The 24058-nt window shown below is 66.9% G+C and carries 27 protein-coding genes and 2 pseudogenes; 18 read left to right on the forward strand and 11 right to left on the reverse strand.

Features of this window, described 5'->3' with window-relative positions:
- The first annotated feature begins 69 nt into the window (after positions 1 to 69).
- Both H181DRAFT_RS02265 and H181DRAFT_RS02270 read left to right on the forward strand, forming a co-directional pair.
- On the forward strand, positions 70 to 1404 hold the full coding sequence (locus tag H181DRAFT_RS02265; RefSeq protein WP_217627982.1) for an NsdA family TPR-like regulatory protein: 1335 nt from the start codon (positions 70 to 72) through the stop codon (positions 1402 to 1404).
- 11 nt (positions 1405 to 1415) lie between these two features.
- Complete coding sequence (locus H181DRAFT_RS02270) at positions 1416 to 1961, forward strand: GNAT family N-acetyltransferase (RefSeq protein WP_199810797.1); 546 nt, start codon at positions 1416 to 1418, stop codon at positions 1959 to 1961.
- Between the two features lie 102 nt (positions 1962 to 2063).
- Here the strand turns inward: H181DRAFT_RS02270 and H181DRAFT_RS02275 are convergent, their stop codons facing one another.
- Positions 2064 to 3056, reverse strand: a complete 993-nt coding sequence (locus H181DRAFT_RS02275; RefSeq protein WP_045862405.1) for a DUF4238 domain-containing protein — start codon at positions 3054 to 3056, stop codon at positions 2064 to 2066.
- 236 nt (positions 3057 to 3292) lie between these two features.
- Between H181DRAFT_RS02275 and H181DRAFT_RS02280 the strand changes: the two genes are divergently transcribed.
- On the forward strand, positions 3293 to 3802 hold the full coding sequence (locus H181DRAFT_RS02280; RefSeq protein WP_139131655.1) for a hypothetical protein: 510 nt from the start codon (positions 3293 to 3295) through the stop codon (positions 3800 to 3802).
- Between the two features lie 560 nt (positions 3803 to 4362).
- On the opposite strand, the pseudogene H181DRAFT_RS28220 reads toward H181DRAFT_RS02280, so the two are convergent.
- Both H181DRAFT_RS28220 and H181DRAFT_RS02290 read right to left on the reverse strand, forming a co-directional pair.
- Positions 4363 to 4993, reverse strand: a pseudogene (locus H181DRAFT_RS28220) (helix-turn-helix domain-containing protein); the annotation flags it as partial.
- 36 nt (positions 4994 to 5029) lie between these two features.
- Positions 5030 to 6058, reverse strand: a complete 1029-nt coding sequence (locus H181DRAFT_RS02290; RefSeq protein ID WP_045862574.1) for a sodium:calcium antiporter — start codon at positions 6056 to 6058, stop codon at positions 5030 to 5032.
- Between the two features lie 390 nt (positions 6059 to 6448).
- On the opposite strand from H181DRAFT_RS02290, the gene H181DRAFT_RS02295 reads away from it, so the two are divergent.
- The 7 genes from H181DRAFT_RS02295 (at position 6449) to H181DRAFT_RS02320 (ending at position 11529) form a co-directional block, all read left to right on the forward strand.
- Positions 6449 to 7453, forward strand: coding sequence for a sporulation protein (locus H181DRAFT_RS02295; protein ID WP_045862407.1), 1005 nt, complete (start codon positions 6449 to 6451; stop codon positions 7451 to 7453).
- A gap of 103 nt (positions 7454 to 7556) precedes the next feature.
- Positions 7557 to 8012 carry a tellurite resistance TerB family protein gene (locus H181DRAFT_RS02300; protein ID WP_045862408.1) on the forward strand — a complete coding sequence of 152 codons (456 nt, stop codon included), beginning with the start codon at positions 7557 to 7559 and terminating at the stop codon, positions 8010 to 8012.
- Positions 8013 to 8080: 68 nt separating this feature from the next.
- On the forward strand, positions 8081 to 8227 hold the full coding sequence (locus H181DRAFT_RS29280; RefSeq protein ID WP_158715405.1) for a hypothetical protein: 147 nt from the start codon (positions 8081 to 8083) through the stop codon (positions 8225 to 8227).
- Positions 8228 to 8399: 172 nt separating this feature from the next.
- Complete coding sequence (locus H181DRAFT_RS02305; protein ID WP_045862409.1) at positions 8400 to 8651, forward strand: twin-arginine translocase TatA/TatE family subunit; 252 nt, start codon at positions 8400 to 8402, stop codon at positions 8649 to 8651.
- Between the two features lie 83 nt (positions 8652 to 8734).
- A complete protein-coding gene (locus tag H181DRAFT_RS02310) occupies positions 8735 to 9001 on the forward strand; it encodes a GlsB/YeaQ/YmgE family stress response membrane protein (protein WP_045862410.1) in 267 nt (88 codons plus the stop codon).
- 165 nt (positions 9002 to 9166) lie between these two features.
- Complete coding sequence (locus H181DRAFT_RS02315) at positions 9167 to 10495, forward strand: hemolysin family protein (protein ID WP_045862411.1); 1329 nt, start codon at positions 9167 to 9169, stop codon at positions 10493 to 10495.
- Positions 10492 to 11529, forward strand: a complete 1038-nt coding sequence (locus H181DRAFT_RS02320) for a hemolysin family protein (protein ID WP_045862412.1) — start codon at positions 10492 to 10494, stop codon at positions 11527 to 11529. The genes H181DRAFT_RS02315 and H181DRAFT_RS02320 overlap by 4 nt, the downstream gene beginning before the upstream one ends.
- Before the next feature lie 338 nt (positions 11530 to 11867).
- Here H181DRAFT_RS02320 and H181DRAFT_RS28650 read toward each other — a convergent pair.
- Positions 11868 to 11966: pseudogene (locus H181DRAFT_RS28650) on the reverse strand (chemical-damaging agent resistance protein C); the annotation flags it as partial.
- 87 nt (positions 11967 to 12053) lie between these two features.
- Here H181DRAFT_RS28650 and H181DRAFT_RS02325 point away from each other — a divergent pair.
- The 3 genes from H181DRAFT_RS02325 (at position 12054) to H181DRAFT_RS02335 (ending at position 14223) form a co-directional block, all read left to right on the forward strand.
- Positions 12054 to 12476 (forward strand): BlaI/MecI/CopY family transcriptional regulator, encoded by a 423-nt coding sequence (locus H181DRAFT_RS02325; RefSeq protein ID WP_045862413.1) that lies wholly within the window; start codon positions 12054 to 12056, stop codon positions 12474 to 12476.
- A 4-nt stretch (positions 12477 to 12480) separates the two neighbouring features.
- Positions 12481 to 13413, forward strand: coding sequence for a M56 family metallopeptidase (locus H181DRAFT_RS02330; RefSeq protein ID WP_045862414.1), 933 nt, complete (start codon positions 12481 to 12483; stop codon positions 13411 to 13413).
- Between the two features lie 597 nt (positions 13414 to 14010).
- Positions 14011 to 14223, forward strand: coding sequence for a hypothetical protein (locus H181DRAFT_RS02335; protein ID WP_052708407.1), 213 nt, complete (start codon positions 14011 to 14013; stop codon positions 14221 to 14223).
- 421 nt (positions 14224 to 14644) lie between these two features.
- Here H181DRAFT_RS02335 and H181DRAFT_RS02340 read toward each other — a convergent pair whose 3' ends face one another.
- Entirely contained in the window at positions 14645 to 15541 is an 897-nt protein-coding gene (locus H181DRAFT_RS02340) for a LysR family transcriptional regulator (RefSeq protein ID WP_045862416.1), read from the reverse strand.
- Positions 15542 to 15721: 180 nt separating this feature from the next.
- Between H181DRAFT_RS02340 and H181DRAFT_RS02345 the strand changes: the two genes are divergently transcribed.
- The 3 genes from H181DRAFT_RS02345 (at position 15722) to H181DRAFT_RS02355 (ending at position 17720) form a co-directional block, all read left to right on the forward strand.
- Positions 15722 to 16411: a type 1 glutamine amidotransferase domain-containing protein gene (locus H181DRAFT_RS02345; RefSeq protein WP_045862417.1), complete on the forward strand. Its 690-nt coding sequence runs from the start codon at positions 15722 to 15724 to the stop codon at positions 16409 to 16411.
- 639 nt (positions 16412 to 17050) lie between these two features.
- Complete coding sequence (locus tag H181DRAFT_RS02350; RefSeq protein ID WP_199810798.1) at positions 17051 to 17371, forward strand: hypothetical protein; 321 nt, start codon at positions 17051 to 17053, stop codon at positions 17369 to 17371.
- Positions 17372 to 17429: 58 nt separating this feature from the next.
- The gene (locus H181DRAFT_RS02355; RefSeq protein WP_045862419.1) at positions 17430 to 17720 is read left to right on the forward strand and encodes a hypothetical protein; all 291 of its coding nucleotides are present in this window, start codon (positions 17430 to 17432) and stop codon (positions 17718 to 17720) included.
- A 132-nt stretch (positions 17721 to 17852) separates the two neighbouring features.
- On the opposite strand, the gene H181DRAFT_RS02360 is transcribed toward H181DRAFT_RS02355, so the two are convergent.
- From H181DRAFT_RS02360 to H181DRAFT_RS02385, 6 genes are all read right to left on the reverse strand, one after another.
- Positions 17853 to 18674 carry an S-methyl-5'-thioadenosine phosphorylase gene (locus tag H181DRAFT_RS02360; RefSeq protein ID WP_045862420.1) on the reverse strand — a complete coding sequence of 274 codons (822 nt, stop codon included), beginning with the start codon at positions 18672 to 18674 and terminating at the stop codon, positions 17853 to 17855.
- The gene (mtnC, locus tag H181DRAFT_RS02365) at positions 18671 to 19456 is read right to left on the reverse strand and encodes an acireductone synthase (RefSeq protein ID WP_045862421.1); all 786 of its coding nucleotides are present in this window, start codon (positions 19454 to 19456) and stop codon (positions 18671 to 18673) included. Before mtnC ends, H181DRAFT_RS02360 begins: the two co-directional genes overlap by 4 nt.
- Positions 19453 to 20037: a 1,2-dihydroxy-3-keto-5-methylthiopentene dioxygenase gene (locus tag H181DRAFT_RS02370; protein ID WP_045862422.1), complete on the reverse strand. Its 585-nt coding sequence runs from the start codon at positions 20035 to 20037 to the stop codon at positions 19453 to 19455. The genes mtnC and H181DRAFT_RS02370 overlap by 4 nt, the downstream gene beginning before the upstream one ends.
- Positions 20034 to 20705: a methylthioribulose 1-phosphate dehydratase gene (mtnB, locus tag H181DRAFT_RS29725; RefSeq protein ID WP_045862423.1), complete on the reverse strand. Its 672-nt coding sequence runs from the start codon at positions 20703 to 20705 to the stop codon at positions 20034 to 20036. The genes H181DRAFT_RS02370 and mtnB overlap by 4 nt, the downstream gene beginning before the upstream one ends.
- Entirely contained in the window at positions 20702 to 21745 is a 1044-nt protein-coding gene (gene mtnA / locus H181DRAFT_RS29730) for an S-methyl-5-thioribose-1-phosphate isomerase (protein ID WP_045862424.1), read from the reverse strand. Before mtnA ends, mtnB begins: the two co-directional genes overlap by 4 nt.
- A 138-nt stretch (positions 21746 to 21883) precedes the next feature.
- Positions 21884 to 22819: a class I SAM-dependent methyltransferase gene (locus tag H181DRAFT_RS02385; RefSeq protein ID WP_078895424.1), complete on the reverse strand. Its 936-nt coding sequence runs from the start codon at positions 22817 to 22819 to the stop codon at positions 21884 to 21886.
- A gap of 172 nt (positions 22820 to 22991) precedes the next feature.
- Between H181DRAFT_RS02385 and H181DRAFT_RS02390 the strand changes: the two genes are divergently transcribed.
- Both H181DRAFT_RS02390 and rpmF read left to right on the forward strand, forming a co-directional pair.
- Positions 22992 to 23765 carry a TauD/TfdA family dioxygenase gene (locus tag H181DRAFT_RS02390; protein ID WP_045862426.1) on the forward strand — a complete coding sequence of 258 codons (774 nt, stop codon included), beginning with the start codon at positions 22992 to 22994 and terminating at the stop codon, positions 23763 to 23765.
- Between the two features lie 120 nt (positions 23766 to 23885).
- The gene (rpmF, locus tag H181DRAFT_RS02395; protein WP_045862427.1) at positions 23886 to 24056 is read left to right on the forward strand and encodes a 50S ribosomal protein L32; all 171 of its coding nucleotides are present in this window, start codon (positions 23886 to 23888) and stop codon (positions 24054 to 24056) included.
- Positions 24057 to 24058 lie beyond the last annotated feature (2 nt).

The following is a 24058-nucleotide window of genomic DNA, read 5'->3' on the forward strand; positions in this document are numbered from 1 at the left end:
CCAGCAGCGGACACGTTCCCGTCGCGGACGGACACTGAGGCTGTAGGGCAAGCGACACAGGGAGGCGCCGTGGCCGGCAGCGCGAGCAAGGGGAGCCGAGAGCCACGAACGATGCTGGAGCAACTTCTCTGGCAGCAAGACCGAACCTACGAGGAGATCACGGCCGAGTTCGACCGCCTCGCGGCTCAGTTGAACGAAGACGCCACGTTAAGTCCTCGGCATCTTCGGCGACTTGCCAGCGGCGAGCGCTCCAACACCACACCTGTGACCCGTCGCGTCCTGCAGACCATGTTCGGCAAACCGCTGAACGAGCTTCTCCGACCGTGGGAAGCCGCTACTCCCTCGGGAGAGCATTCGTCCTCGGGACTGGTCGTTGCGAAGGGCCAGCCTGACATCGACAGGGAGCTGATCGCTTTGGCAGCGCAGCGGGCAAAGGCATTCGCCCTCGCAGCGAATCAAGGCAACATCACCAACGAGGCCATGGAACAGGTCCACGACGACGTCCGCCGCCTGGCGACGGACTATCCGCAGCGGCCACTGCCCGAACTCCTTGGAGACTTAGTGCAGGCGCAGGAACTCCTGTACAAGCTCCTGGAAAGCCGTCAGCGTCCCGAACAAGCCCGACAGCTCTACTTCCTGACGGGAGTCACGAGCGGGCTGCTCGCCAAGGCAAGCCACGATCTCGCGGACCCACACGCAGCAATGGCCCAGGCCCGGACCGCGTACCTGTGCGCGGAGAACGCAGACCACAACGGACTACGCGCCTGGATTCGCGGACAGCAGTCACTCATTGCCTATTGGGCCGGGCGCCTCCACGAGTCAGTGAAGTTCGCTCAGGCGGGTGGCGAATTCGCCTCGCACGCCCAAAACACGACCGCCGTTTGGCTGCCCATGTGTGAGGCTCGCGCTTGGGCGGCTCTCGGCAACGCCGATAAGACGCGCTCAGCCATCCGCCGTGCTGATGACGCCTGGGACAGCGTGCGTAGTGATGAAGTCGACGAGCTGGGAGGGCTCTGCACATTCGGCCCGGTGCGTCAGAGCTACTTCGCAGCGGACGCAATGGCCTGGCTTCCTTCCGAAGCGCAAGACGCGCAGGACTACGCTGCCCGCGCGGTCGACGCGTACGCTGACACGTCAGACTCCGAATGGGCCTTTGGGGACCAGGCTGGAAGCCATACGGGCCTAGCCATTGCGCGCATCCACCTTGGCGAGCTGGAAGGTGCAGAAGAGGCTGTGAACCCGATCCTCGACCTTGAGCCGGAGAATCGAATCAACGGCATCGTGAACAGCACCATGCGCGTGCACAAGGCACTCAGCAGCTCCCCACTAGCTGTCCCGGGTGGCGAACTCCAGGAGCGCATCGAGATGTTCACCCGTACTCCTCTCAAGTCCCTTCCTCGATAACGGAGTTCAGCGTGAACAACGCCATCTGCCTCGAAGGAGAGAGCGTCACTCTCCGAGACTTCACCCTCGAAGACACCGACGACGTCCTGAAAATTGCGGGCGATGACCGGGTAACACGATGGCTCTCGTACGACAGTCGAGACCGTGACGGAGTACGTGCCATGCTGGAAGGTGCAGCGACCCGCGCCAAGGAGATCCCGCGCAATGAGTACTACCTAGCGGTCGCAGCTCCTCCGAGTGACAACGTGATCGGCTTCTGCCGGATCGGACTCAGCGGCGTCCAGGCGGGCAAGCTCGGATACGCCCTCGCGCCAACGGAGTGGGGCAAGGGGTATGCCACAGACGCGGCCAAGACCCTGATCCAGTTCGGCTTTCAGGACCTCGGTCTACATCGCATCAGCGCTGCAATCGGTCCCGACAACGCGCCCTCAATCAAGCTCGTTGAAGCCCTCGGCTTCACACGCGAGGGCGTCTTGCGCGACCACGTCTTCACCAATGGAGCATGGCGGGACAGCGTCCTGTTCTCCCTACTCGAACAAGAATGGCAGGCAAGGTAAGCCCTGCGTGCTTCTCCAAGGCGGCGCCTCCAAAGGAGGCGGCGCCTGTCTTGTCCCACATAGAAGCGCAGTCCACGGTTCCGTGGCTCCGACGGCCCTGCCTCAAGTCTCCGTCGGATTGAAGATCGGTTCCCCGGAGAACTCTTCCGGTCCTCCCGACATGTGCAGCGTCACAGGCTTCGGGGCCGGCAGCTCTTCGGGCATGAAGCCCCGGTCCTCAGGATGGTGGTAGAGCCATTGACTCGCTGAGGCCACGGTGATCCTGTTGAAGAACTTCTCCAGAGCGGTAGTACCGCTCTTCACGAGGTCGCACTTGCCTGCTCTGACCGCCTCCACGGGAATAGCGTCGGCAAACACCATCGGATCGCTCAGCAGCAGCCCGAGCTTGCGTGTGAGGGGATAGGTGATGCCCCATGCAGTCATGAAGCCAACGCCCTCCCACGGTTCGTGATCCACACGAGGCACTAGACCAACCGGAGTGTCGCACGTGATGAGTGACCGCTTCTCGAATCGCACAAGGCTCCACGGCCGACCCGCAATATACGGCAACAAAGTTTCGGTGCGTTCGGCCATCTGCCGAATATGAGCGATCGGAGCTATCCGTACTGGAGGACCTCCGGGCTGTGTCGCCTCCTGCCACAACTGTTCTGCTTGCTCGTCTGTGACGGAGACGCCTCGGTTCCTTTCAAACCACCCCTTAACTCCGGCCCGACCCCCGTAGCCGATTTCAAGTCGAGCGATTTGGCCCGCCATGCTTTCCATGTTGCGACGCTGTTCAGGACCACGGACGGCTTGGAGAGCAATGAAGTGGGCGAGGATGAGTCTATCTTCAGGGGACAACGGCCATCCTCCACCAAGAATGATCTCGAAGACCCTCGCCGCGTTCCCCTCGAATGAAGCCAGCAGTTTTTCAAAGGCATCCGGCCCGTCCTCGTGTCCTTCCACGGTATAGAAGTTGGTCTCGCTCGCGGCCTTGCGGACCGACTGAAGGAAGCGAGAATCTCCCGGAAGACGCACGGTGGCGATCTGCTGATCGTCAGCGAAACCCCGCAAGTAGAACTGAGGCACCGTGTGATGCCTCTTGGCCACTGCCATCAAGCCCCCTGGGTTTCTGGATCTTAGGGCCAACCCCCCAACGGCAGTTGCGCGAAGCAACGACAAGCCGCTGTGAGCTGGCATCACAATCGTATCGTTCTTCCTCAAAACAGGACGTCCGGGACGGCGACAAGCTCGTTCTATGACCCAAGCCCAGACGAGGATGGGGTCGCTCCCCACGGGCGGCACGTCCCGGTCATGCGACAACATGCCCGTGGCTGGGCATCATTGGTCGAATGGATGCGGGAACCTCAGCTGTACTCGCCGGCGGCATCACGGCGTTGGCAGGCCTCGGCGGCAACTACTTCGTCTACAGGCAGACCAAACGCCAGACTGTGTCCGAGGCTCAGCTTCAGCTCCGGGAGCCGCGGAAGCGCACGTACAACGACTTCCTGACGGTGTGCCGGGAGGCCAGGGACACCCTGGGGAATCTGGTCGACGAGGACACGCGAGAGGCCGATCCGTCACGCATTGCAGACGTGATTGAGCAGCACCGATGCGCAATGCAGCGCGCCCTCGGAGCCGTGGACTTGGAAGGCCCGAAGGAAGTGAGCGACGCAGCTCGCGCGGCGAGACTAGCCTTCACCAAGCTGCTCGCGGATGCCTTCATAACGAGAGCAGCCGGGGACGTGCATGACGACGGGCGCCCCGTCGGCTTCAGCGGTGATTTCACGGGTGGAATCAGGGAGGCGCTGGAGCGCTACGTGGAGACAGCTCAGAAGGCACTGAGGACGTTCGCCGACTGACTGACGCAGTGGTGTCCCAGGTGTCCGACTGTCCGGTTGAGCTTCCAACCAGCAAAAACGACCCGGACAGCACCAGACAACCACTGTCCGACTGTCCGATTCCGCGGGTCTCTTCCCTCTCTCTGTGTCCTAGTGTCCCGCTCCGATGTCTGGGTACGTACGGCTGCAACACCCGGGGTGTTGCAGCCCGTCGGCGAAGCCGACACGCGAAGGTCGTAGGAGCCAAAGGCGACTTCCGCTGATCTGTCAGCTCTCCGCTGAGTGTCTAACTGCGTGACAACCGCTCCGCACCCTCCCGGACAAGCACGGACGCTCAGGGACTCCAGTCCCAGGTCATGAGCGTGCTCAGCGCAGCTCAACGGGTGATCTTGGGTGCCTGGGGGTCAAGGGGTCGTGGGTTCAAATCCCGCCGTCCCGACAACACGGTAAAGCCCGCTGACGGAGAGAAAATCTCCAGGTCAGCGGGCTTTCTCATGTGCCGCCGTATGGCGCCGTGTGGTGCCCGGAGAACCGTGCCCGGCGGACCATATGAGCTCGTGGAACGCCGCCTGCACCCTGCATTGCCCTGGTGGGTTGTTCACGCGGCTGATCGGTGGCTTGCCTTCCAGCGCGTTGTGGCCACGGCGGTGATTGCAGGTGTGCAGCCGGGCGGGAAGGCGTGGCGTCGTTCAGATTCTGAGGTGTAGGGGGCGGGCGCAGGCCCATTCCTCCAGCAGGGCGCGGTTGAGGCGTTCGACTTTGCCGTTGGTCTGTGGCCAGTAGGGGCGGGTGCGTTTGTGGTTGATGCCGGCCTCGGTCATGGCGTCGCGCAGGGGTCCATCGGTAGCGGCGGACGGGTCGACCGGTGGCGCGGTCCACGTGCGCGAGTTGCGCCAGGACGTAGCGGGTTGTCACGCGGTGCACGGTCGAAGGCACCAGCCGCAGCAGACCCGCGATGCGGGCCGGGCCCCAACGACGCAGCAGCCGCACCTTGATGATCCGCCGTTCCGTGCGGGCCGGGGGTCCGGCACGGACTGGTGCGCGGGCGGCTGGAGCAGTCGGCCAGTCCGGCCTCGCCCAAGGTCCGGTATCGGTCTCCCACCGTTGAGCCGTTGCCGGGGAGACCTGGAACCGCTCAGCCGCTCGCCGCAGGGGCCAGCCGTCCACGACCGTAGCCGTCCCGAGGCCGACGGTTGAGGTGTCCTGGGGCAGCCTGGAGGCGCACCCACCATGCCGACGGATCGGTGGTCAGAAGGCAAGAGTGACCAGCGTCATCGCGTAGATGGCAATGAGGAGGGTGCCGTCGAAGCCGAGTCTGAACCAGCCCCTTCTCTGGCGCATGAGCAGCCCTCCCAGGACGATCGTGGTCATCACCATCGCACTGCTGGTGAGGAAGAGCTCGTCCCGATTTGCCGAGTGGAACAGCGATCCTTTGGTGTATGCGAGATCGCCGACGGCGAGGTTCAGAACGTCGAGGCAGTTTCCGCCGATGATCGCAGCGATGGCGAGGGTGACTGCGCCGCGGCGTACTGCGGCGATAGCGGTCACTGCTTCCGGGAGGGCGTTGATGGTGCCCATGATGCCGGCGCCGACCAGGCCGGGTTTCAAGTCACTGCCTGACAGGATCTCTTCGGCTGCGTGAGTGACGGCCCAGCCCCCGGCAACGACGATCAGGGCGATACAGAGGAACTCCGCCCACAGGAGCCTGCCGTCACGCTCAACAGCGTTTCCTTGATGGTCTGGTGTGTCGGCCACCGTCTCCAGCGTGGGCACAGCTCTCCACATGGGCACTTCACGGCTGTGAATGAGCCGCAGACCTCCCGCGTAGAAGAGGACGAGTACGACCGACGCAGGGTGGACGCCGAGCACTGTGACGCGGGGGCTGAACGTGGCCATCAAGGCGATGCCCAGCAGCCCTGTCAGCAGACAGCCGAAAAGGATGTTCTGCAGAGAGGCTGCCGCATGCTCCAGGTTCGCCTGACGGTGAAAAGCGTCCGCGACCACCACAGCGAGCGTCTGCGCTGCAATGCCTCCCACGGCATTGCTGTATGCGAGTTGCGGCTGGTCATCAGCCGCGCTGACGCCCGTCATGACGATCCCGGACAGAGAGGTGACCAGTCCGAACAGGACGGCACCGAATACGGCCTCACCCCAGCCGGTCCGGTCAGCCAAGAGGTCCCCGAGCGTGGCGAGGCGGATGCTGCAGACGACGGTGAGCAAGCCGGCTGACAGGAGCACCACCACGCTCAAGGCCACTGACCACTGGCCGTTCAACAGCAGCGTGGGCACATTGCTCCTTGGTCGTGGCGGCACGGCGTTCGCCTGTGATTCACACGCCAGCAGAACATGTGCACCCGCACAGCGCCCTCTTGACGCGCTGTCATCAGTCGCCCCGCGGGCTCGGGCCGCTGAGCCGCTGATCCGACGGCGACACCAGCAGAGCGTTTCTGCGCCCTGCGCACAGTGCATGATTGGTCCGAAACCTACACCGCTGTAGAAACAACTGGTGATCATGGAGTCGTCCGCGCGTTTACGCGTTCAAGACCCGGGCGTGCTGTGCCCTCGGCACGTACACCCGGATCCCCCGGCGCCAGGTCGCCTTGGGCGTCTGCGGATGCAGTAGGTGACCCGGAAGCACACAGAATGACTGAAGGAGAGAACGCCACGATGGTGTTCAAGAAGTTACTCGGGGCGATCGGAGTCGGTGGCCCCGCGGTGGACACGGTTCTGTCCGACGGCCCCGCTCTTCCCGGCGGCGCACTAACCGGCCAGGTGCATCTGGAAGGCGGCTCATCAAAGGCGGACATCGAGCAGATCGCTCTCGAACTCGTGGCCCGCGTCGAAGCCGAGAGCCAGGACGGGGAGCACGAAGGGACGGTCGTCTTCGAGCGCGTGACCGTCGGCGGCGGTTTCCGCTTGGCCGAAGGCGAGCGTCAGTCCATCCCCTTCTCCCTGACGTTGCCCTGGGAGACACCGATCACCGAACTGCACGGCCAGCCCCTCGGCGTCGTGCTGGGCGTGCGGACAGAACTGCAGGTCGCAGGCGCCCGCGACAAGGGCGATCTGGACCCGCTGAGGGTGCGCCCGTTGCCCGTACAGGAGGCCGTTCTGGAGGCCCTGGGTCAGCTGGGCTACGACTTCCGCTCTGCCGACCTGGAACTTGGCCACATCCACGGAACGGGACAGCAGTTGCCCTTCTACCAGGAGATTGAACTCACTCCGCCCAGCGAATACACGTATGCCGTGAACGAGGTCGAAGTGACCTTTCTTGCTTCCCCGTCAGGCGTGGAGGTCGTCCTCGAGGCCGACAAACGTGGTGGCCCCTTCTCCGGCGGCCACGATGTGGTCAACCGGCACCACGTGAGCGAAGCGCACATCGCCGCCGACGACTGGATCAGCGTTGTTGAAGGCTGGGGACGACCGCTCATGGAACACCATGGCGCCCACGGTTCGTACGCGCACGGAAGCCGGCACCACGGTGGCAGCCACTACGGAGATGGTCACGGACACAGCGGCCACCACGGCTCCTCCGGCCCGGGCATGGGCACCGCGATCGCCGCCGGCGCGGCCGGCTTGGCCGTGGGCGTGGCCGGCGGATTCGTTGCAGCTGAGGTCGTCGACGAGATCGGCGATGCCTTCGAGGAAGAGGACGAGGAGGACGCCGAAGACTGACAGGCACCGATGCAACACCTGATAGTTTCTACACTGTTGTAGAAACACTCGTTGCGCCTGGGCCGTCGTGAGCGGCCCGGGCCCCGTTTCACCTGGAGACGTCATGGCCCTGTGGGATCGCATCAAGGAGTCCGCTCAGACGATGCAGGCCCAGCTGGAGGCGAAGAAGAACGATCTGAAGAGCGGAGCCTTCCGCGACGCGAGCATGGCCATGTGTGCTCTCGTCGCCGCGGCGGACGGTTCGATCGATCCCGCGGAACGCCAGCGGGTCGCTCAGTTGATCACCAGCAATGACGTCCTGCAGAACTTCCCAGCCGATGATCTCCGTCAGCGCTTCGAGGAGTACCTGGGCAAGCTCACCTCGGACTTCGACTTCGGCAAGGTCACCGTCCTTCAGGAGATCGCGAAGGTGAAGAAGAAGCCCACCGAAGCACGCGCCGTGATCCAGATCGGCATCGTGATCGGAGGCGCCGACGGAGACTTCGACGCGACAGAGCGCGCCATCGTCCGCGAGGCCTGCTTCTCCCTCGACGTGCCTCCCACGGAGTTCGATCTTTGATGACACCGACGCGGGGGCCGGGCTGCCAATGGTCTGCGGTTGCCTCGACTTCGCTGAAAGGCGCCTTAGTGAGTGCCAGTCTCTCCAAGGGGCAGCAAGTCGGCCACACCAAGGGCGACGGCGGCTCGCTCACCGCCGTGCGGATGCGGCAGAAGGCCTTCTGCCGCCTGGTCGACGAGACCACCGAGCAAGAAAGCCGGCCCGCTACACCCTGACCGGCGGAGGCGACTCCACGGCCCAGGTCCTGGCCAGGGCCCAGCGCTCCGGCACGAGCCGGCAGACGGCTGCGATCTGAGCACCCGTCAGCGGGGCACCTTCCAGGAGCTGATGCCGGCCGTCGTCGCCCACCTGTAGTGCCACTGCCTTGATCAGCCATGGAGGGAAGCGATGTTCGGCATCAGCGAAGTTGCCCTGCTCATCATCGTCGCCGTTGTGATCTTCGGCGCCAGGAAGCTGCCAGAACTGGCCCGCTCGCTGGGCAAGTCCGCACGCATCCTCAAGAGTGAGGCCAAGGCATTGAAAGCGGATCACGGTGCTGCCGAGACCGGCGCTGCCTCCTACGTCGCCCGACCTACGCGGGACAACGGAGCGGCGGGAGCGGACGGCTACAGAGGCCCACGCGATCAAGGCCAGTCCTGACCCCAGGCAACCACCGCTGCTGCCGCCTCGTCCTCGCCGGCAGGGGACTCATACGCACGATCTCATCAAGCACGGAGGGGCTCATGGGCTTCATCAGCTGGATCATCCTGGGACTGATCGCGGGAGCGATAGCCAAGGTGCTCCTTCCCGGGCGGGACCCGGGTGGGCTGATCGTCACCACACTCATAGGCATCGTCGGCGCCTTCCTGGGCGGCTGGCTCTCGGTCACCGTCCTTGACCGGCCGGTGGACAAGCAGTTCTTCGACCTGGCCACGTGGATCGCCGCCATCGCCGGATCCCTGGTTCTGTTGATCGGCTATCGCGTGATCGCCGGCAGTTCCCGGCGCTGAGCACAACCCACATGTCACGGACAGCTGGGTGAGGCAATCTTGCTGTCCGTCCGACTGCCATTGACCTCTTGACCCGAGAAGGAGCCGCGGTCCCGTAATGGGTGAGCCTCCCAGTCCCAGCCGTGCCATGCCCGTTCTGACGTTTCGCGGGGCGGGGGTGGCACGGTGACGGAAGTGCTTCTGCTCTTCGCCGCTGTCGCGCTCACGCTCGCCTGCGCCGTGTTCGTCGCGGCCGAATTCGCCCTGACCACCGTCGAGCGCAGTGAACTGGAGCGTGCCGCGCAGGCCGGTGAACGCGGCGCAGCGAGCGCGCTGCAAGCCGTCCGGCAACTTACCGTCCAGCTTTCGGGTGCTCAGCTGGGCATCACGGTGACGTCCCTGGTCATCGGCATGCTCGCCGAACCGTCTCTGGTCGCGCTGCTGCGTGGGCCCCTCACAGCTCTCGGTCTGCCGAGCGGGGTCGTCGCCACGGTCGCGACGCTACTCGGCGTCACCCTCTCCACCGTCTTCCTGATGGTGATCGGTGAACTCGTGCCGAAGAACTGGGCCATCTCCAGTCCCATGGCCGTGGCCCGCATCGTCGCCCTGCCCCAGCTCGGCTTCACCGCGGCCTTCGCTCCCCTGATCCGGCACCTGAACAACACGGCCAACCGCATGGTGTGCCGCTTCGGCCTGGAACCTGCCGAGGAACTCGCCTCCGCGCGTACACCCGAAGAACTCGTCGCTCTCGTACGCCACTCAGCACACGAAGGAGCGATCGAGCAGGACTCGGCCGAACTGTTCGTACGGACTCTCCACCTCAGCGAGCTGACCGCCCAGAACGTGATGACCCCGCGCGTGGACGTCCAGGGTCTCGAAACGCACGCCACGGCTGCCGACGCCGCCGACCTCGCACTCGCCACAGGGCTGTCCCGATTCCCCGTCTACCGCGGCAGTTTGGACGAGATCATCGGCACCGTCCACATCCGGGACGTGCTGGCGCTCACGGAAGACGCCCGGCCTCAGGTCCGTGTGAGCGAACTGGCGACAGAGCCGCTGCGCGTACCCGACTCGCTCCCGGTCGACCGGCTGCTCGCCCCGCTCCGCCGAGCAGGGACCATGGGGATCGTCATCGACGAGTACGGCGGCACTGCCGGCATCGCCACCGTCGAGGACATCGTCGAAGAAGTCGTCGGCGACGTACGCGACGAACACGACCCTGAAGATGCTCCCGAGCTCGCAGTCGTCGACCCATCCCCGGACGGGCGACCGACATGGGACATGGACGGCAGTATCCGCCTCGACCAGCTGCAGGACATCGGCTTCACCGCCCCGGACGGCCCCTACGAGACATCGGCCGGCTTGATCGCCACCCGCCTGGGACGCATCCCCGCCATCGGCGATCAGCTCGATTTCCGTGGTTGGCAACTGACCGTGCTCCACGTCGAACATCACCGCGCCGAGCGGATCCGCATCACCGCGCCTGACCCGAAGACTGCCGAGGAAACCATATGACCGGCCTGCAGCTGACCATCGGCGTCCTCACCCTCTTCACCAACGCCTTCTTCGTCGGCGCGGAATTCGCGCTCATATCCGTGCGACGCAGCCAGATCGAACCTCTCGCCCAGCGAGGCGAGAACAGGGCGAAGACCGTGCTGTGGGGCCTGAAGCACCTCTCCGCCGCGATGGCCACCGCGCAGCTGGGCATCACCGTCTCGTCACTGGTACTCGGAGCCGTCGCCGAACCCGCCATCGCGCACCTGCTGGAGGCGCCGTTCGAAGCGCTCGGAGTGTCCGGGGCCATGGTTCATCCCATCGCCTTCGTCATCGCGCTGACGCTGGCGACGTATCTTCACATGCTCATCGGCGAGATGGTGCCGAAGAACATCGCACTTGCAGCGCCGGCCGCGACCGCGCTCGCCCTCGGCCCGGCCCTGGTCGGCCTCACCCGGGCACTTCGCCCGGTCACCTTCGGGATCAACGCCTTCGCCAACTCCCTGCTTCGCCTGATCAAGGTCGAGCCCAAGGACGAGGTGGCCTCCGTCTTCACGGACGACGACCTCGTCCACTTGATCAAGGCCTCCAGTGCCGCGGGGCTGCTGGAGCCCTCCGACATCGAACGCCTGCGAGACGCTCTGGCACTGGGCACACGTCCCGTCGGAAGCATCATGGTGCCTCTGAAGAAGATGGTCACCGTCGGCGAACGGACAACCCCGAGGCAGCTGGAGCACGCAGCCTCATCCGCCGGGTACTCGCGGTTTCCCGTCACGGGGCCAGCTGGCGCGTCGGGATACCTCCACATCAAGGATGTCCTTGGCGTCACTGAACGCGACGAGCCCTTCCCTCCCGCGGCGCTGCACCCCGTCCCCACGGTAAGGATCGACACCGCGTTGGACGACGCACTGACCCTGATGCGTGCGGCGGGAAGTCACATGACCGCCATCACCGGGGAGAAGGGCACCGTGCTGGGCTTCGTCACCCTGGACGACGTCCTCGGGGAACTGATCGGGCCGGATCGCAGCGACGGCACGATCTCTGCAGAAGCGTAGATGTTCAGTGTGCCGCGGCTGATTCCGTGACGCTGCCCGCCTGATCTGACGCGCGATCGCGTGGAACGCCACTTCACTCGAGGACGCGAGAGGCGCGGCCGCCGCAGGGAACGACGTTGCACGAGTGGACGTGTCGTGAGCCACGATGCTCCTCTCCACGAAATCATCCAGCTCGCAGCAGCACGCTCACCGAGGCAAACAGCACTGTAGGAGAAGGCGGGTAAGCGGTCGCACGCCTGGGAAATCGTCGTACGTGAATTCCGGCACCCGCGCCGGCATGGCGAATTCGGCCTCCGTCGCGGCATCCCCGGTCAGGCGGGCAAGTCCGGTACCGCCGACCCGACCAGCACCGCCGTGAGGCCCGGAGCCTCCCTGCCGAGTGAGACGTTGCCACCGTTGGACAGCGAAACGCCCCTGAGCCTCCTGTATCGACGCACCGGGCCGTAAATCTACAACACTGTAGTAGCCATGATCGCGGACCGACCTTTCGCTACGATGGCCACCACCCAGTCTGAACCGAGTCGATGTACGGGGGGGCCTTGCCGAAGCGGAACAGCAAGCCGGCCAGTGGATCCCCTGCCCCTCGCCGCGGCCAGGGCGAACTGGAAGCCCAGGTTCTCACCGTGCTCCATACCGCCCGCGGGCCCGTCAGCGCTGCTTGGGTCCAGGAACGGTTGGACAGCGAGCTCGCCTACACCACAGTGGTGACAATCCTGTCCCGGCTGCTTGCCAAAGGAGCCGTCACTCGCGAGCGGGCAGGCCGCTCCTTCGACTGGCAGCCGTCAGTCGACGCAGCCGGGCTGGCCGCACTGCGGATGCAGCGGGTCCTGGACAGCGAGTCGGACCGCGAAGCGGTGCTCACCAGTTTCGTGACGGCCCTCCCACCCGGAGACGAACAGCTCCTGCGCGAGCTGCTCGCAGAAGCCGAGCCGGAGGCAGAGGAGTAGAGAGATGGGCGTCTTCGTCTTTCTGCCACTCGTCCTGCCCCTGTCGGCATGGCCCATCGCCCGGCTCGCCCAGCGGCGCCTCCACCCGCGCACCGCAACCCGCCTGCTGACCGCGGTAGGCATCGTGCTCGCAGTGTCCAGCACACTGTGCCTCGCGCTGATCATGGTGGTCGGCACCGCCCAGCTGCCCGGGAACCCCCTCCCGGACGGCTGGTCCGATCCAGAGGTACGGGAGGCCGTGCCCTACGACGAGGTGGCCGGCAAGGTCGCCATCCCCGCGCTCATCGTGGTGACGGTGGCGTGGGCGCGGACGCTCTGGCGCCATTCCCGGATACGGCGTCAGGCCGAGCGCGCACTCACCGGACTGCCGTCCTCGCAGATCGCCGTACTGCCCGACGAGACCCCCTACGCCTACGCACTCCCAAGCCGTGATCGGGGCCGCATCGTCGTCTCCACGGGGATGCTGGCGTGTTTGGATTCCCAGGAGCGCGAAGCCCTCTTCGCCCATGAACGCACCCACCTCACGGCACACCACCACCGTTTCCTGCTGGCGGCGCAACTGGCCGCTAGGGCGAACCCGTTCCTCCGTCCACTCAAGACCGCCATCGCCTTCAGCGCAGAACGCTGGGCGGACGAGGCCGCCGCGCACACGGTCGGAGACCGGCGACTGATGGCCCGCACGGTCGGTAAGGCCGCTCTGGTCTCGCGGCCGGCCGTCACACGATCCTTCGCCGGCTTCGCGGCACCCGGCCCCGTGCCACGGCGAGTTCAAGCTCTGCTGGACCCAGCTCCGGACACGCGCACATGGCCTCCCGCATACACGGCCGTGGGCCTGGCTCTGTGGATGGCCGCCGCCGGTACGGCCGCCTCCGCCCTCTCCTCGGCCAACGCGACCGTCGCTCTTGTCTCCGTCCTCCATGCGGCCACACCTCTGTGAGCTGACGAAGGCACAGCCCACCTCGGCCGTTGTCATGCGGATCCAGCTCAGCCGTAAGGGGGACCCCACTACTACAGACGTGGAGGCTCCGCGCCGAATGCCCACTCCCGCTGGCACCGGGACGAAAATCCTGACCGGCTGCAGCGTTGGCCTGCCCTCCACCCCGAGGAGGGAACTCGAGGAGCTTTCGGCATGACGCAGCGTCTACGAAGCCGGCCGACGGGCTTTGATCACCAGCTCGGGACGCCCTCAGGAAGCGTCACGTGGACCGTTTCCGTGGCACCGCAACCGGCGATCGCTGACCGGTTCCCAGGCCTCGCCGAGGCACTGCGGAATCTGCCGAAGGCGGCTTGGCGCACCTACACCCACCCTGACCTCGTGTTCAGCAGCTTCGAGTGCAGCTAACTCGCAGGGAAGCGTCACCTGTACACGTATCCGCAGCCGATGCCCGAGATCGCGGGTAGCCCCCTACACTCGGATCCCTTGCTTCGCCATCCCGACGCTCCCTGGCAGGAACATGCCGGAGACTGGGCAGAGGACCTCATGTCGCCTGAAGAAACGCCGGGGCCGAATCGCCCAGGGGAGATATCCCTTTCTATGGGCATCATCGCGTGCCTGTTCTCGTTGGTCCCGATCATCGGCGACGTGGTGGCCGCAGTGGCCGGTCCGCTCGCTCTCGTCCTCGGCGCGATAGGCGTCAGGCGCAGTGAACAAGGCGTGGCAACGAACTTCGGCCCGTCCCTCGTAGGCGCCACGCTCGGAGCCTTGGCGATCATGGTCGTTGCGCTGATGTTCGCAGTTGCTCGCTGAGAGCCCGGGACGGAGCGCGGCTTCTACAGGCAGCGAGACGTTGAAGCGGCACGTGATCCGCTGCACGAAGAGGTGGAGTGGAGAGCTACGTCCGCACGGTCGAATCGCGTGTCCGTCCGGTCGTCCCAGAATGTGCGAATTGAATAGCGGGAGTGGAGGGGGTCGTCCCCCCCTCTTCGCCTGATCCTCTGTCAGAGGAGTCCTGACGGTGAACGGGGGGCTCCGCCAATCTCTCCGTGATCATGGCCGGGTTGCGCCCTGGCTGCGGTGCACCCCAATCTGCCCTGGGGGCCCAAGCCGCGATTGCCGACCATTACCACGGCGGCTGACTACCTCACGTCCTCGGGGGCCAGCCATGGCAACGCAACCTGGGAAATGTTCAAACTGCAGATCAAATCCACGTTGCTGCTTGGACATCCGGTCACCAGGTCCGTGCCTGTTGGAGCAGGTGAGTGCGGGTCGTGGCGAGATGGGGGGTGTCTTCGGTGCCCGAACGACACGCGAGGTAGAAGGTGTTGATCGGTGGGACCTCCGGAGCGTGCAGGGGGACCACGACGCCGGCGGCGAGTTCTTCGGTGCACAGGTACTGGGGAAGGACACTGACACCGGCTCCGGATGCGACTGCATTGAGTACGGCTCTCAGGTCGGGGACGACCACCGCGGGGCTGCGCGTGGTGCGAGCTCCGAACACGGTCTTCCAGTAGCGGCGGATGATGGGCAGGTCCTCCGCGTAGCTGACGAGGGGGATGTCGTCGAGAGCGGCCGCACCCTCGCGTGCGAGCCGTTCCTGATCGAGGGCGGCAGCCCAGCGGGGTGCAGCGACCAGAACGAACTCCTCATCGGCAAGGGTCGTGACGGTGAGGCCCTTGCGCCGGGGTCGCACAGTGGAGACGACCAGGTCGAAGCGTCCGTCGCGCAGACCGGTCAGCAGGTCCTCCGCCAGTCCGAGAGTCACCCTGAGTCTCAGCCCTCGGGCGATCAGGTCCGAAAGCGCGGGAATGACACGGGCACTGGTCAGCTCCGCGGGGCCGCCCAGATGCACGGGTTTGGTGTACGGGGCCCCTTGTGCCAGGCCTCGCTCGGCGATGAGCGTGAGCGCGTCCACGTGGGGTGCCACCTGGGCTGCGAGTTCGTCGGCGACAGCGGTCGCCACGACACCGCGGGCCATGCGTCTGAAGAGCTGCTGGTCCAGCTGCTTCTCCAGCGACCTGATCTGAGCCGTCACGGTGGGCTGGGAGAGGCCGCTCTGACGGGCGGCCGCAGTCAAGGACCCGGACCTGTACGCGGCCAGGAAGGTCCTGAGCAGGGAAAGGTCCATCCGCACTCCAATCGGCAGCGATCTGGACCCATCGGGTTTCCTATGCCTGGGTAGCCGCTTCCCTATTGGCTTCCGATGGGTGCAGCAGTCTACGTTGACGACACCGGAAGACGGCCCTCCTGGTCCGGGCCTTTCGCTGATGTCCGAACAGCCAGTTCTCATCTACCACTTGGAGCTCACGTGTCTGCTACTCGCAAGGTCCTGTTCGCTCTCACCAGTCATGACACGCTGGGGGAGACTGGCCGAAAGACCGGCTTCTACCTTCCCGAGGCCGCACACCCGTGGAAGGCGCTCACCGACGCGGGCTTCCAGGTGGACCTGGTGTCGGTCAAGGGAGGGCGCCCCCCGATGGACGGCGGCGACACCTCCGACGCCGTGCAGAACGCTTTCCTCCTGGACGCTCGCATGGCAGGTCAGTTGGACGACACGCCGCGCCCGCAGGAGATCGCTCCGGGCGACTACGAGGCGATCCTCTTCGTCGGCGGCCACGGCACGATGTGGGACTTCCCCCGCAATGTCGGGCTGGTCGGCCTCGCCAGGGACATCTACGAGTCGGGCGGCGTGGTGGCTGCGGTCTGCCACGGCCCGGCAGCCCTGGTCGACTTGACGCTCTCCGACGGCACTTACCTGGTGGCGGGCAGGAACGTCGCCGCGTTCACCAACTCCGAGGAGGAGGCGGCAGGGCTGACGGACCAGGTGCCCTTCGCGCTGCAGAGCAAGCTGGAGGAGAGGGGAGCCAAGCACACCTCCGCGCCGGACTTCGAAGCGCACGTGGTCACCGACGGTCGCCTGGTGACCGGACAGAATCCGGCCTCGGCCACCGGTGTCGGAGAGGCGCTGGTCACGGTCCTCAGAGCTTCACGGAGCTGAGTGGTACGGTCACCGCTGGGTGTTCTGTCCGTCGGCTCCCAGCGAGTTCGTCGGGGCGATCATGGAGCTGTGCCAGTCGCGCCGCGGGGCGCGTTCTCGTTCTGGTCGTCGAGAGTCACGTACTGCTACTCCGGAACGGGGCGCGCTGGCCAGCCGAAAAGCCCGCCCCCGGGCCCTACTTGGCGCACACGGCTCCTCCTTCGTGTGCTGGCCGCAGCTCTCGGCCAGGCGGCAGAAGTCGGTGAACAGCGCTCGGAACGAGGAACGTTCCCGGTAGCCTTCTCCATCTCGTTCCACCACTCAGCGCCAGCTTCGACGGGGCGTTGCGTTGCTCGGGGCTTCAGGACCTGCGGTGCTTGCGGCGGACGCCGTCGCAGCTGCGTCCAGCGCTTCGAGGTACCGCCACAGGGACTCCTCCTCTCCGCAACTTTCCACTTCCAGCTGGTACTTCGAACTCAGTGCGACGCCGAGCACCTGCGCCACGGCGCATGTCGGAGGTTCAACCAACTGCAGTGAGCGGAAAGTTGACGCGGCATCGCCCCACTGCGGCCTCGCCCCCACTACGGGTACGGCAAAGAACGCTGCGACTGCGGCACCCAGCGTTGTGCCCGGGACCGGGCGCTTCTACGATCTGGACTCATGTCCATGACAATGCACCGCATCATCCCCGCCTGCCTGCTGACCGCCGGCTCGCTGATACTGGCCGCCCCCAGCGCGCAGGCGGACCCCACTACGCCGGACCACGCCGTCATCGTGTGCGACAGCGCCAGCCTGTACGCCAACTACGACAGCGCGAAGGGCCCCGTGAACCTCAAGCGGACGCTGGAGCGTGGCGACAAGGTCGGTCACACCCGCGGCGCCCACCCCGTCTACAACGGCTGGGCCGCCACGTTCGACTTCGGCCCCAACGACTGGGGCTATGTACGTGCCGAATGCCTCGGCGGCTACGGATCCTGGTGACCCGGCGTACCACCTCCGCCCACGCCATCCCGGCCCCACTTCACCCAAGGAGTCCCCGATGAAGCGAAAAGCCGCACTGAGAGCAACCGGCGCCCTGAGTCTCGCCCTCGCGCTCGGCGCCACCCTCACCGGCCCGGCCACCGCCGCCGACGGCCACACCGGCAAGCGGGAGACCGTCTGCGCCGACACGCTGGCCGTCCGCGTCACCGCGCCGCACGGTGCCTGGATGGGCGACCTGACCAAGGGCCAGACCTTCCTCGTCGAGGAAGCGGGCGGCAACTGGGTCTACGGCTTCGCCTACGGCGACATCAACCGCCGCGGCTGGGTCCAGAACGGCTGGTTCTGCTGATCCGACGGTTCCCCAAGACCAAGATGGCGCCGCCTGCGGACGCAGGCGGCGCCGGGGCCTGACCCGACCGGGCGGACCCGAACCCCTGCTCACGGCCTGAGCGAGGCGTCGGAGCAGGAGCATCACGTCGCGTCAGGGCAACTCGAAGGGCAGCGCCATCCCCTGCACCGCCTCCGCGCACGGGAGTCCCTGGGCACCTTCGGGCAGGAACCGTACGGCTTGGAGGACGATGCGGCGCAGTCGTTCCACGTTCTGTGCGAACAGCGCGAAGACGTCCTCCTGGGCGACGCCGTCCTCGGGGCCTATGCCGGCGTCCAGGTCGGTCACCAGGGCCACGGAGGCGTAGCACAAGCCCAGTTCACGGGCGAGCACAGCTTCCGGGTGACCGGTCATGTTCACCAGCGACCAGCCATGCGAGGCGAACCACCGGGACTCGGCGCGGGTTGAGAACCTCGGGCCCTCGACGACGACCATCGTTCCACCGTCGACGGCTTCGCTGCCCGTGACGGCAGAGGCCTTGAGCAGCGCGGAGCGTCCCTGCTCGTAATAGGGGTCTGCGAACGAGACGTGCACGGCGCCCTCGTTGTAGAACGTCTGGACACGGCCGCCGGTGCGGTCCACCAGTTGGTCCGGTACCACGACGGAGCCCGGCCGCAGGTCGCGCCGGAGCGATCCGGCGGCGCAGGGGGCGAGTATCTGGCGGACGCCCACGGAGCGCAGCGCCCAGATGTTCGCCCGATAGTTGATCTTGTGGGCGGGGAAGCGGTGGCCTCGGCCGTGGCGGGGCAGGAACGCCACGCGACGCCCTTCCGCAGTCCCCAGGGTGAGGGCGTCGCTCGGTTCGCCGAACGGGGTGTCGACCCGCACCTCTTCGGCTTCGGAGAGCAGCTCGTAGAACCCGCTGCCGCCGATCACTCCTATGTCGGCCGCCGGGACTCGGGTGTCGTCAGTCATCGCAGCCTCTCTGAAGGGGAGTTCGGGAGGTCCGCCGCCCGGCGGATGGTTTCCGTGGTGGTGCTGGTGGGTCGGCTCAGCCGGAGCTCGTCCAGGGAGGCGATGACCCGGTGGCCCTCGACCTGGGCGCCGCCGCGGGGGTCGGCGGGGCGCCGTACGGCCACGGTCTGCCAGCCGGCCGTCGCCGCGGCGTCCAACTCACGGAGCTCGTCGCTGAGGAAGAGGATCCCGGCCGGCGGGGTGCGCACGGCCTCGGCGATGGTGCGGTAGGACTCGGCGCTGTGCTTGCTTCCGGCGTCGAGCAGGTCGAAGTGGCCGCACAAGAGACCGCTGAGGTCGCCGTGGCTGCTGTGCGCGAACCAGTCGCGCTGGGCCGCGCGCGAGCCCGAGGAGTAGACGAAGCAGTCGATGCCCGCCTGTCGCCAGCAGGCGAGCGCGGCGGGTACGTCGTCGTAGACGTGGCCCGTCAGTTCGCCGCGTGCGTAACCGTCTGCCCAGATCAGGCCCTGGGCCCGCTTCAGCGGCGGAGCTTTGATGTCCTGGTCGGACCAGCGCTCCAATGCCGCCACGGCGTGCTCCTCGCTGAGTGCGGGGTCGCCGGTGAAGTCCCGTATCTCCCGCAGGAGTTCCGCATGGGCCCGCTCGCCGCGATGTCCGGCGAGCCATCCGGCGAAGCGTTCCCTGGCGTACGGGAAGAGCACGTCGTGGACGTGGGAGGCCGAGCCGGTGGTCCCTTCGATGTCGAGGACCACAGCCCGGACCGGCGTCGTCTCCTCCTTCACCGTGCCGCCCGGGTCTGGAGGAGGGCGTCGAGGCGGGGGAAGCGCTGTCCGATCGGATCGCCGGTGAAGTCGCCCACCCATCCGTCGTCCTTCTCGAAGAAGCGGATCGCGGTGAACTCGGGGCGCGGGCCCATGTCGAACCAGTGGCGTGTGCCGGCTGGTACGGAGAGCAGGTCGCCCGCCGTGCACACCGTCGCGTAGACGCGTGCGCCGATGTGGAGGTAGAAGCAGCCGGTTCCGTGCGCGAAGAAGCGCACCTCGTCCTCGTCGTGCCTGTGCTCCTCCAGGAAGGCCGAGCGGGCCTTGGCGGCCTGTGCCTTCCACTCCTCGCTGTCCTCGGGGTGCATTTGCGCGACGTCGACGAGGCCGAGCCCTTCCCTGGCGCACAGCTCGCCCACCTCGGCCCGGTAGCGGGAGAGGACTTCCTCCTGGCTGGTGCCCGGGGTGATGGTGCCGCGCAGGGGCCACCCGCGCAGCGTCACCGAGCACTCGTCCAGCGCTGCGGTGATCGTCTCGCGGTCTTCGGTGCGCAGCAGCACGCTCCCGGGTTCGTCTTCGGGCATGACCTGCAGCAGCGTCATGAGTCTTCCCCTTTCCTCCGTTGGTGTGCGGGATCGGTTCCGGTGAGGAGCAGCAGTTGGCAGATCGACTCCAGGCACTCGAGGCGGTTCCGGGCCTGCCGGAGGTCGTCCCCCCATGTGGTGATGCCGTGGTCGGCGATGAGGAAGCCGGGCGGCGCGTCGGCGGTGCCGTGGAGGTGTGCGGCGACGTCCGCCGCGATCCGGGGCACGTCCTTCCAGTTGGGGAAGACGGGGAGGTCCGTGGCGGCGGGGCTGTTGAGGCCGAGGCCTTTGAGCAGTTCGAAGCCGGCGAGGGGCAGCATCCGCGTCCGTGTCCTCTCCCCCGCGCGGCATGCGACGGCGGTGGCGTAGGGAGAGTGGACGTGGACGACGGCGCGTGCATCCGTGGTGCGGTAGACCGCCGCGTGGATAGTGGTCTCCGCGGAGGCGCGCGGCGGGCTTCCGCTCAGTTGCTCGCCGGTACCGGCGTCCACGAGGGCCATGTCCTGCCGTGTGAGCGTGCCCTTGTCCCGGCCGCTGCCGGTGATCATGGCATGACCATCCGGTAGGCGTACGGAGAGATTCCCGGCGGTACCCGGCATCCATCCGCGCTTGTACAACTCACGGGAGAACGCGGCGAGTTCGTCTGCGGCGTCAGTCTGCCGCCCGTAGCCGGAGTCGCCGTTCACGGCGTCACCGGGCTCGTCAGGTCGGCTTCCCGGGGATGGGGCCGGAAGACGCGGTGTTCGGAGACGACGGCCGTGACCAATCGGGCGGGGGTGACGTCGAAGGCCGGGTTGTAGACCTCTGCCCCGGCGGGCGCGACGCGGTTGCCCGCGAGAGTCGCCACCTCGGTGGCGTCACGTTCTTCGATCACGATCCGCGAGCCGTCGGCCAGTTCCTCGTCCCACGTGGACCGCGGCGCGGCGACCACGAACGGGATGCCGTGGTACGCAGCGCACACGGCCAGGGAGTAGGTGCCGATCTTGTTGGCGACGTCGCCGTTGGCCGCGATGCGGTCCGCACCCACAACTACGCAGTCCACCATTCCTCGCGCCATGGCCGCGGCGGCGGCGGAGTCGACACACAGCCGGTAGGGAACACCGGCTTCACCGAGCTCCCAAGCGGTGAGACGCGCGCCCTGCAGCAGCGGCCTGGTCTCCCCCACGAGCACCTCAGCGACCCGGCCCCGTCCGTGCAGGGTCACCATCACTCCGAGAGCGGTGCCAACGGCGGCCGTCGCCAGACGACCGGTATTGCAGTGCGTGAGCAGACGGAGAGAGGAGCCGGGAGTCAGCGACTCCACAAGGTCGGCTCCCCGTTGAGCCGTTGCCGCGTTGACCGCCGCGTCCTCGTCGAGCATGGCGAGGGCCTCGGCCAGCACGGCATCCGGTCCGCCGTCGAGACGTGCGGCCGCCCTCCGTACCCCCCAGGTCAGGTTGACCGCCGTGGGGCGGACCGCGATCAGGCGGGCGGCGTCGGCACGGACCGCCGCTTCGTCGACCCTGCCGCCCGTGGAGTTCCGGTGGGCGGACAGCGCGACGCCGAACGCCGCCGCCAGCCCGATGGCCGGGGCACCGCGGATCGCCAATGTCCTGATGGCTTCCAGCAGTTGGTCGACGGACGTCAGGCGGAGCAGGCGGTGGTCACGCGGCAGCGCCCGTTGGTCGACGGCGACGACACTGCCACCCTCCCAGCGGAGGGAGGGCTGAAGGCGGGGTGCTTGCACCAGAGCCACCTCCCGTCATGCCGCCACGGCCGGCCGGAGCGCCGGGACCGCGGCAGTGGTCAAGGGGCGGGACGGGCCGTCCGCGTAGGCGCAGACGGGAAGAAGGCGGAACATGGATCTCCTGTCGGCTGGTAGGTGTCAGGGAGGAGTCGGCGGTCCGGCGTCACGAACGGGGTGTGTCTTGTCGCGCCACGGGCGGGCGTCACCAGCGCGTACGGCGGGCATGACGCGGCACAGCGTGCCTGTGCCGATGAGGGTGGCGACGTCGAGGGTTTCCCTCCGTCCAGCGAGCAGCACCTGAGCGAACCGCCGCCGCACGCACGCTGTCGCCGCGGGAGTCAGCCCGTCGAGCAGCCCCTTCAGGGGCGTCCCGAGCACCAGCGGCCAGAGCAGCTTCGGGTCGGCGGGAAGGGTCAGGCGATGAGTGCGAATGTCGGGGAAGGAGAGCGAACGCGCGGTGAGCCACTCCCTCAACAGGGCGTGTGTTCCCGTGGGGTTGTGCTCCGCGCCCGACCACAGGGTCGACTCCGGCACTGCCTCCGCCAGGGCCAGGGCCTGCAGAAGCGTTTCCGCGAGCGGCTCGAGCGAAGCCTCAGCCCAGACGCTCACCGTCAACCGGCCCCCCGGACGCAGCAGTTGGAGGAGCCACTCCGTCGTGGAGGCGGGATCGCTGAAGGCGTTGGTGCCGCCCGAGCACAGGACGGAGTCGTAACCGCCTCTGCGCGGGGGGCATTTGAGGACATCGCCCTGCACGAAGTGCACATTGCTCAGCCTGCGGGCGGCGGCTTCGCCGCGTGCCCGGGTGATGAGGGGGGCTGAGGGGCCTACCGCGTCGACTGTGCCCACCGGGCTCGTCCGTTCCGCGGCGGCCAGCGCTGTGGCTCCCGAGCCGCAGCACGCGTTGAGTACGTGCGCTCCCATCCGCAGTCGCGCTGCGTCCACGGTGGCCGTGCCAATCGGCGTCCAGAGGATGTCGTGCAACCCGTCACCTGCTGCCTCACCAGCTACATGCTCAGCCGTCCGTCCGTGCGCCTCCATACACCGTTCTCCATTCGCGTGATGACTCGGCAGCATATATGAAAATGAAAATCACTCCAACCTAGTGGGTTTTCTGAGTAGGGTTGGCGACGGTGACGGGCCGTCCCGCTCCAGGTCACGGATGCGGCGAGCGGCTGCACCCTCGACGTTCACGGATGGCACACCGCGCTCGTGAACGACCGAAGCGCCCGAAGGGATATGAACAGCAATGCAGGAGACGCTCACCGCAACGGCAGGCGCCGGCCTGGTCCCGCAACGGCTCGACACGGGATGCGCCGACACCGTCGCGCGCAGCCTCGCGCGAGACGGCGCCGTGGTGCTCACGGGTCAGGAATCCTCACCGCGGGCCCTGACCGTCGCCGCGGCCTTCGCCTTGGGCGAGCAGCTGCGGCAGCTGTTCCCGCAGCGTCAGCGCTCCTCGTCCGACGGGTCGCCGGTGCACCTGCATGCGGACAGCTTCGATGTGGTGGTGGATGTGGCCGGAGTGCCCACGAGGCGGCGTCATCCCGATGAGGACTATGCACTTGTGCAGTTGACCCGGCCGCCGACATCGGGTGGGCAGTCCTTCGTGGCCGACGCGTACCGCTTCGTGGACACCCTGCGGACCGGGGATCCGAAGCTGTGGGAGTTCCTCACGTGTGCCGACGTCGACTTCTACGGTGCCTGGGCCGGCCTGCGAGGTCTGCCGTCGACTCCTCGCGCGGGCAGGCACGTCGAGTACACGCGCTCCGGCCGGCGGATCGTGCGCCGCTCCGACGGCGCCGCTCCCCTGCACCGGGACCCGGAGGAGGAGCACGTCAAGGTCATGCTGGCCCGTTTCGGGGAGAAGGTCCGCGAGCTGGAAAGCACCCTCCCCCGGTTCTCACTCGACGAGGGGGACATCCTGATCCTCGACAACTACCGCTGCTGGCACGGCAGGGACGCACACACCGGCGAGCGCACGACCCGCATCCTCACCCTGCTCAGCGCCGACGCACGCTGATCCGCGACACCCCACGCTCCTCCCCCACGAGCTGCGGTAGGCACCCCGGGAAGGAACATTGCTAATGGAACCCATTTTCATCTAGTCTGCGGGGACACCCACACGTCACGGAGGTGCCCCATGGCCGTTCCCAAGCGGAAGATGTCCCGCAGCAACACCCGTCACCGCCGCGCCCAGTGGAAGGCCACCACCCCGCAGCTCGTGCCGGTCACGCTCGACGGAACCACATACCAGGTGCCGCAGCGACTGGTGCGCGCGTACCAGCGCGGACTGCTGCGGCCCAAGGACTGAAC

The organism is Streptomyces sp. WMMB 714, assembly GCF_900090125.1.
Lineage (GTDB): Bacteria > Actinomycetota > Actinomycetes > Streptomycetales > Streptomycetaceae > Streptomyces > Streptomyces daqingensis.

Coding starts and splice junctions, on each gene's coding strand:
- H181DRAFT_RS02275 (WP_045862405.1), bottom strand. CDS start 3,056: ATGGCAGTGGCCAAGAGGCATCACACGGTGCCTCAGTTCTACTTGCGG.
- H181DRAFT_RS02280 (WP_139131655.1), top strand. CDS start 3,293: ATGGATGCGGGAACCTCAGCTGTACTCGCCGGCGGCATCACGGCGTTG.
- H181DRAFT_RS02295 (WP_045862407.1), top strand. CDS start 6,449: ATGGTGTTCAAGAAGTTACTCGGGGCGATCGGAGTCGGTGGCCCCGCG.
- H181DRAFT_RS02300 (WP_045862408.1), top strand. CDS start 7,557: ATGGCCCTGTGGGATCGCATCAAGGAGTCCGCTCAGACGATGCAGGCC.
- H181DRAFT_RS02305 (WP_045862409.1), top strand. CDS start 8,400: ATGTTCGGCATCAGCGAAGTTGCCCTGCTCATCATCGTCGCCGTTGTG.
- H181DRAFT_RS02310 (WP_045862410.1), top strand. CDS start 8,735: ATGGGCTTCATCAGCTGGATCATCCTGGGACTGATCGCGGGAGCGATA.
- H181DRAFT_RS02320 (WP_045862412.1), top strand. CDS start 10,492: ATGACCGGCCTGCAGCTGACCATCGGCGTCCTCACCCTCTTCACCAAC.
- H181DRAFT_RS02325 (WP_045862413.1), top strand. CDS start 12,054: ATGTACGGGGGGGCCTTGCCGAAGCGGAACAGCAAGCCGGCCAGTGGA.
- H181DRAFT_RS02330 (WP_045862414.1), top strand. CDS start 12,481: ATGGGCGTCTTCGTCTTTCTGCCACTCGTCCTGCCCCTGTCGGCATGG.
- H181DRAFT_RS02335 (WP_052708407.1), top strand. CDS start 14,011: ATGGGCATCATCGCGTGCCTGTTCTCGTTGGTCCCGATCATCGGCGAC.
- H181DRAFT_RS02340 (WP_045862416.1), bottom strand. CDS start 15,541: ATGGACCTTTCCCTGCTCAGGACCTTCCTGGCCGCGTACAGGTCCGGG.
- H181DRAFT_RS02350 (WP_199810798.1), top strand. CDS start 17,051: ATGTCCATGACAATGCACCGCATCATCCCCGCCTGCCTGCTGACCGCC.
- H181DRAFT_RS02355 (WP_045862419.1), top strand. CDS start 17,430: ATGAAGCGAAAAGCCGCACTGAGAGCAACCGGCGCCCTGAGTCTCGCC.
- H181DRAFT_RS02360 (WP_045862420.1), bottom strand. CDS start 18,674: ATGACTGACGACACCCGAGTCCCGGCGGCCGACATAGGAGTGATCGGC.
- H181DRAFT_RS02370 (WP_045862422.1), bottom strand. CDS start 20,037: ATGACGCTGCTGCAGGTCATGCCCGAAGACGAACCCGGGAGCGTGCTG.
- H181DRAFT_RS02385 (WP_078895424.1), bottom strand. CDS start 22,819: ATGCTGCCGAGTCATCACGCGAATGGAGAACGGTGTATGGAGGCGCAC.
- H181DRAFT_RS02390 (WP_045862426.1), top strand. CDS start 22,992: ATGCAGGAGACGCTCACCGCAACGGCAGGCGCCGGCCTGGTCCCGCAA.
- rpmF (WP_045862427.1), top strand. CDS start 23,886: ATGGCCGTTCCCAAGCGGAAGATGTCCCGCAGCAACACCCGTCACCGC.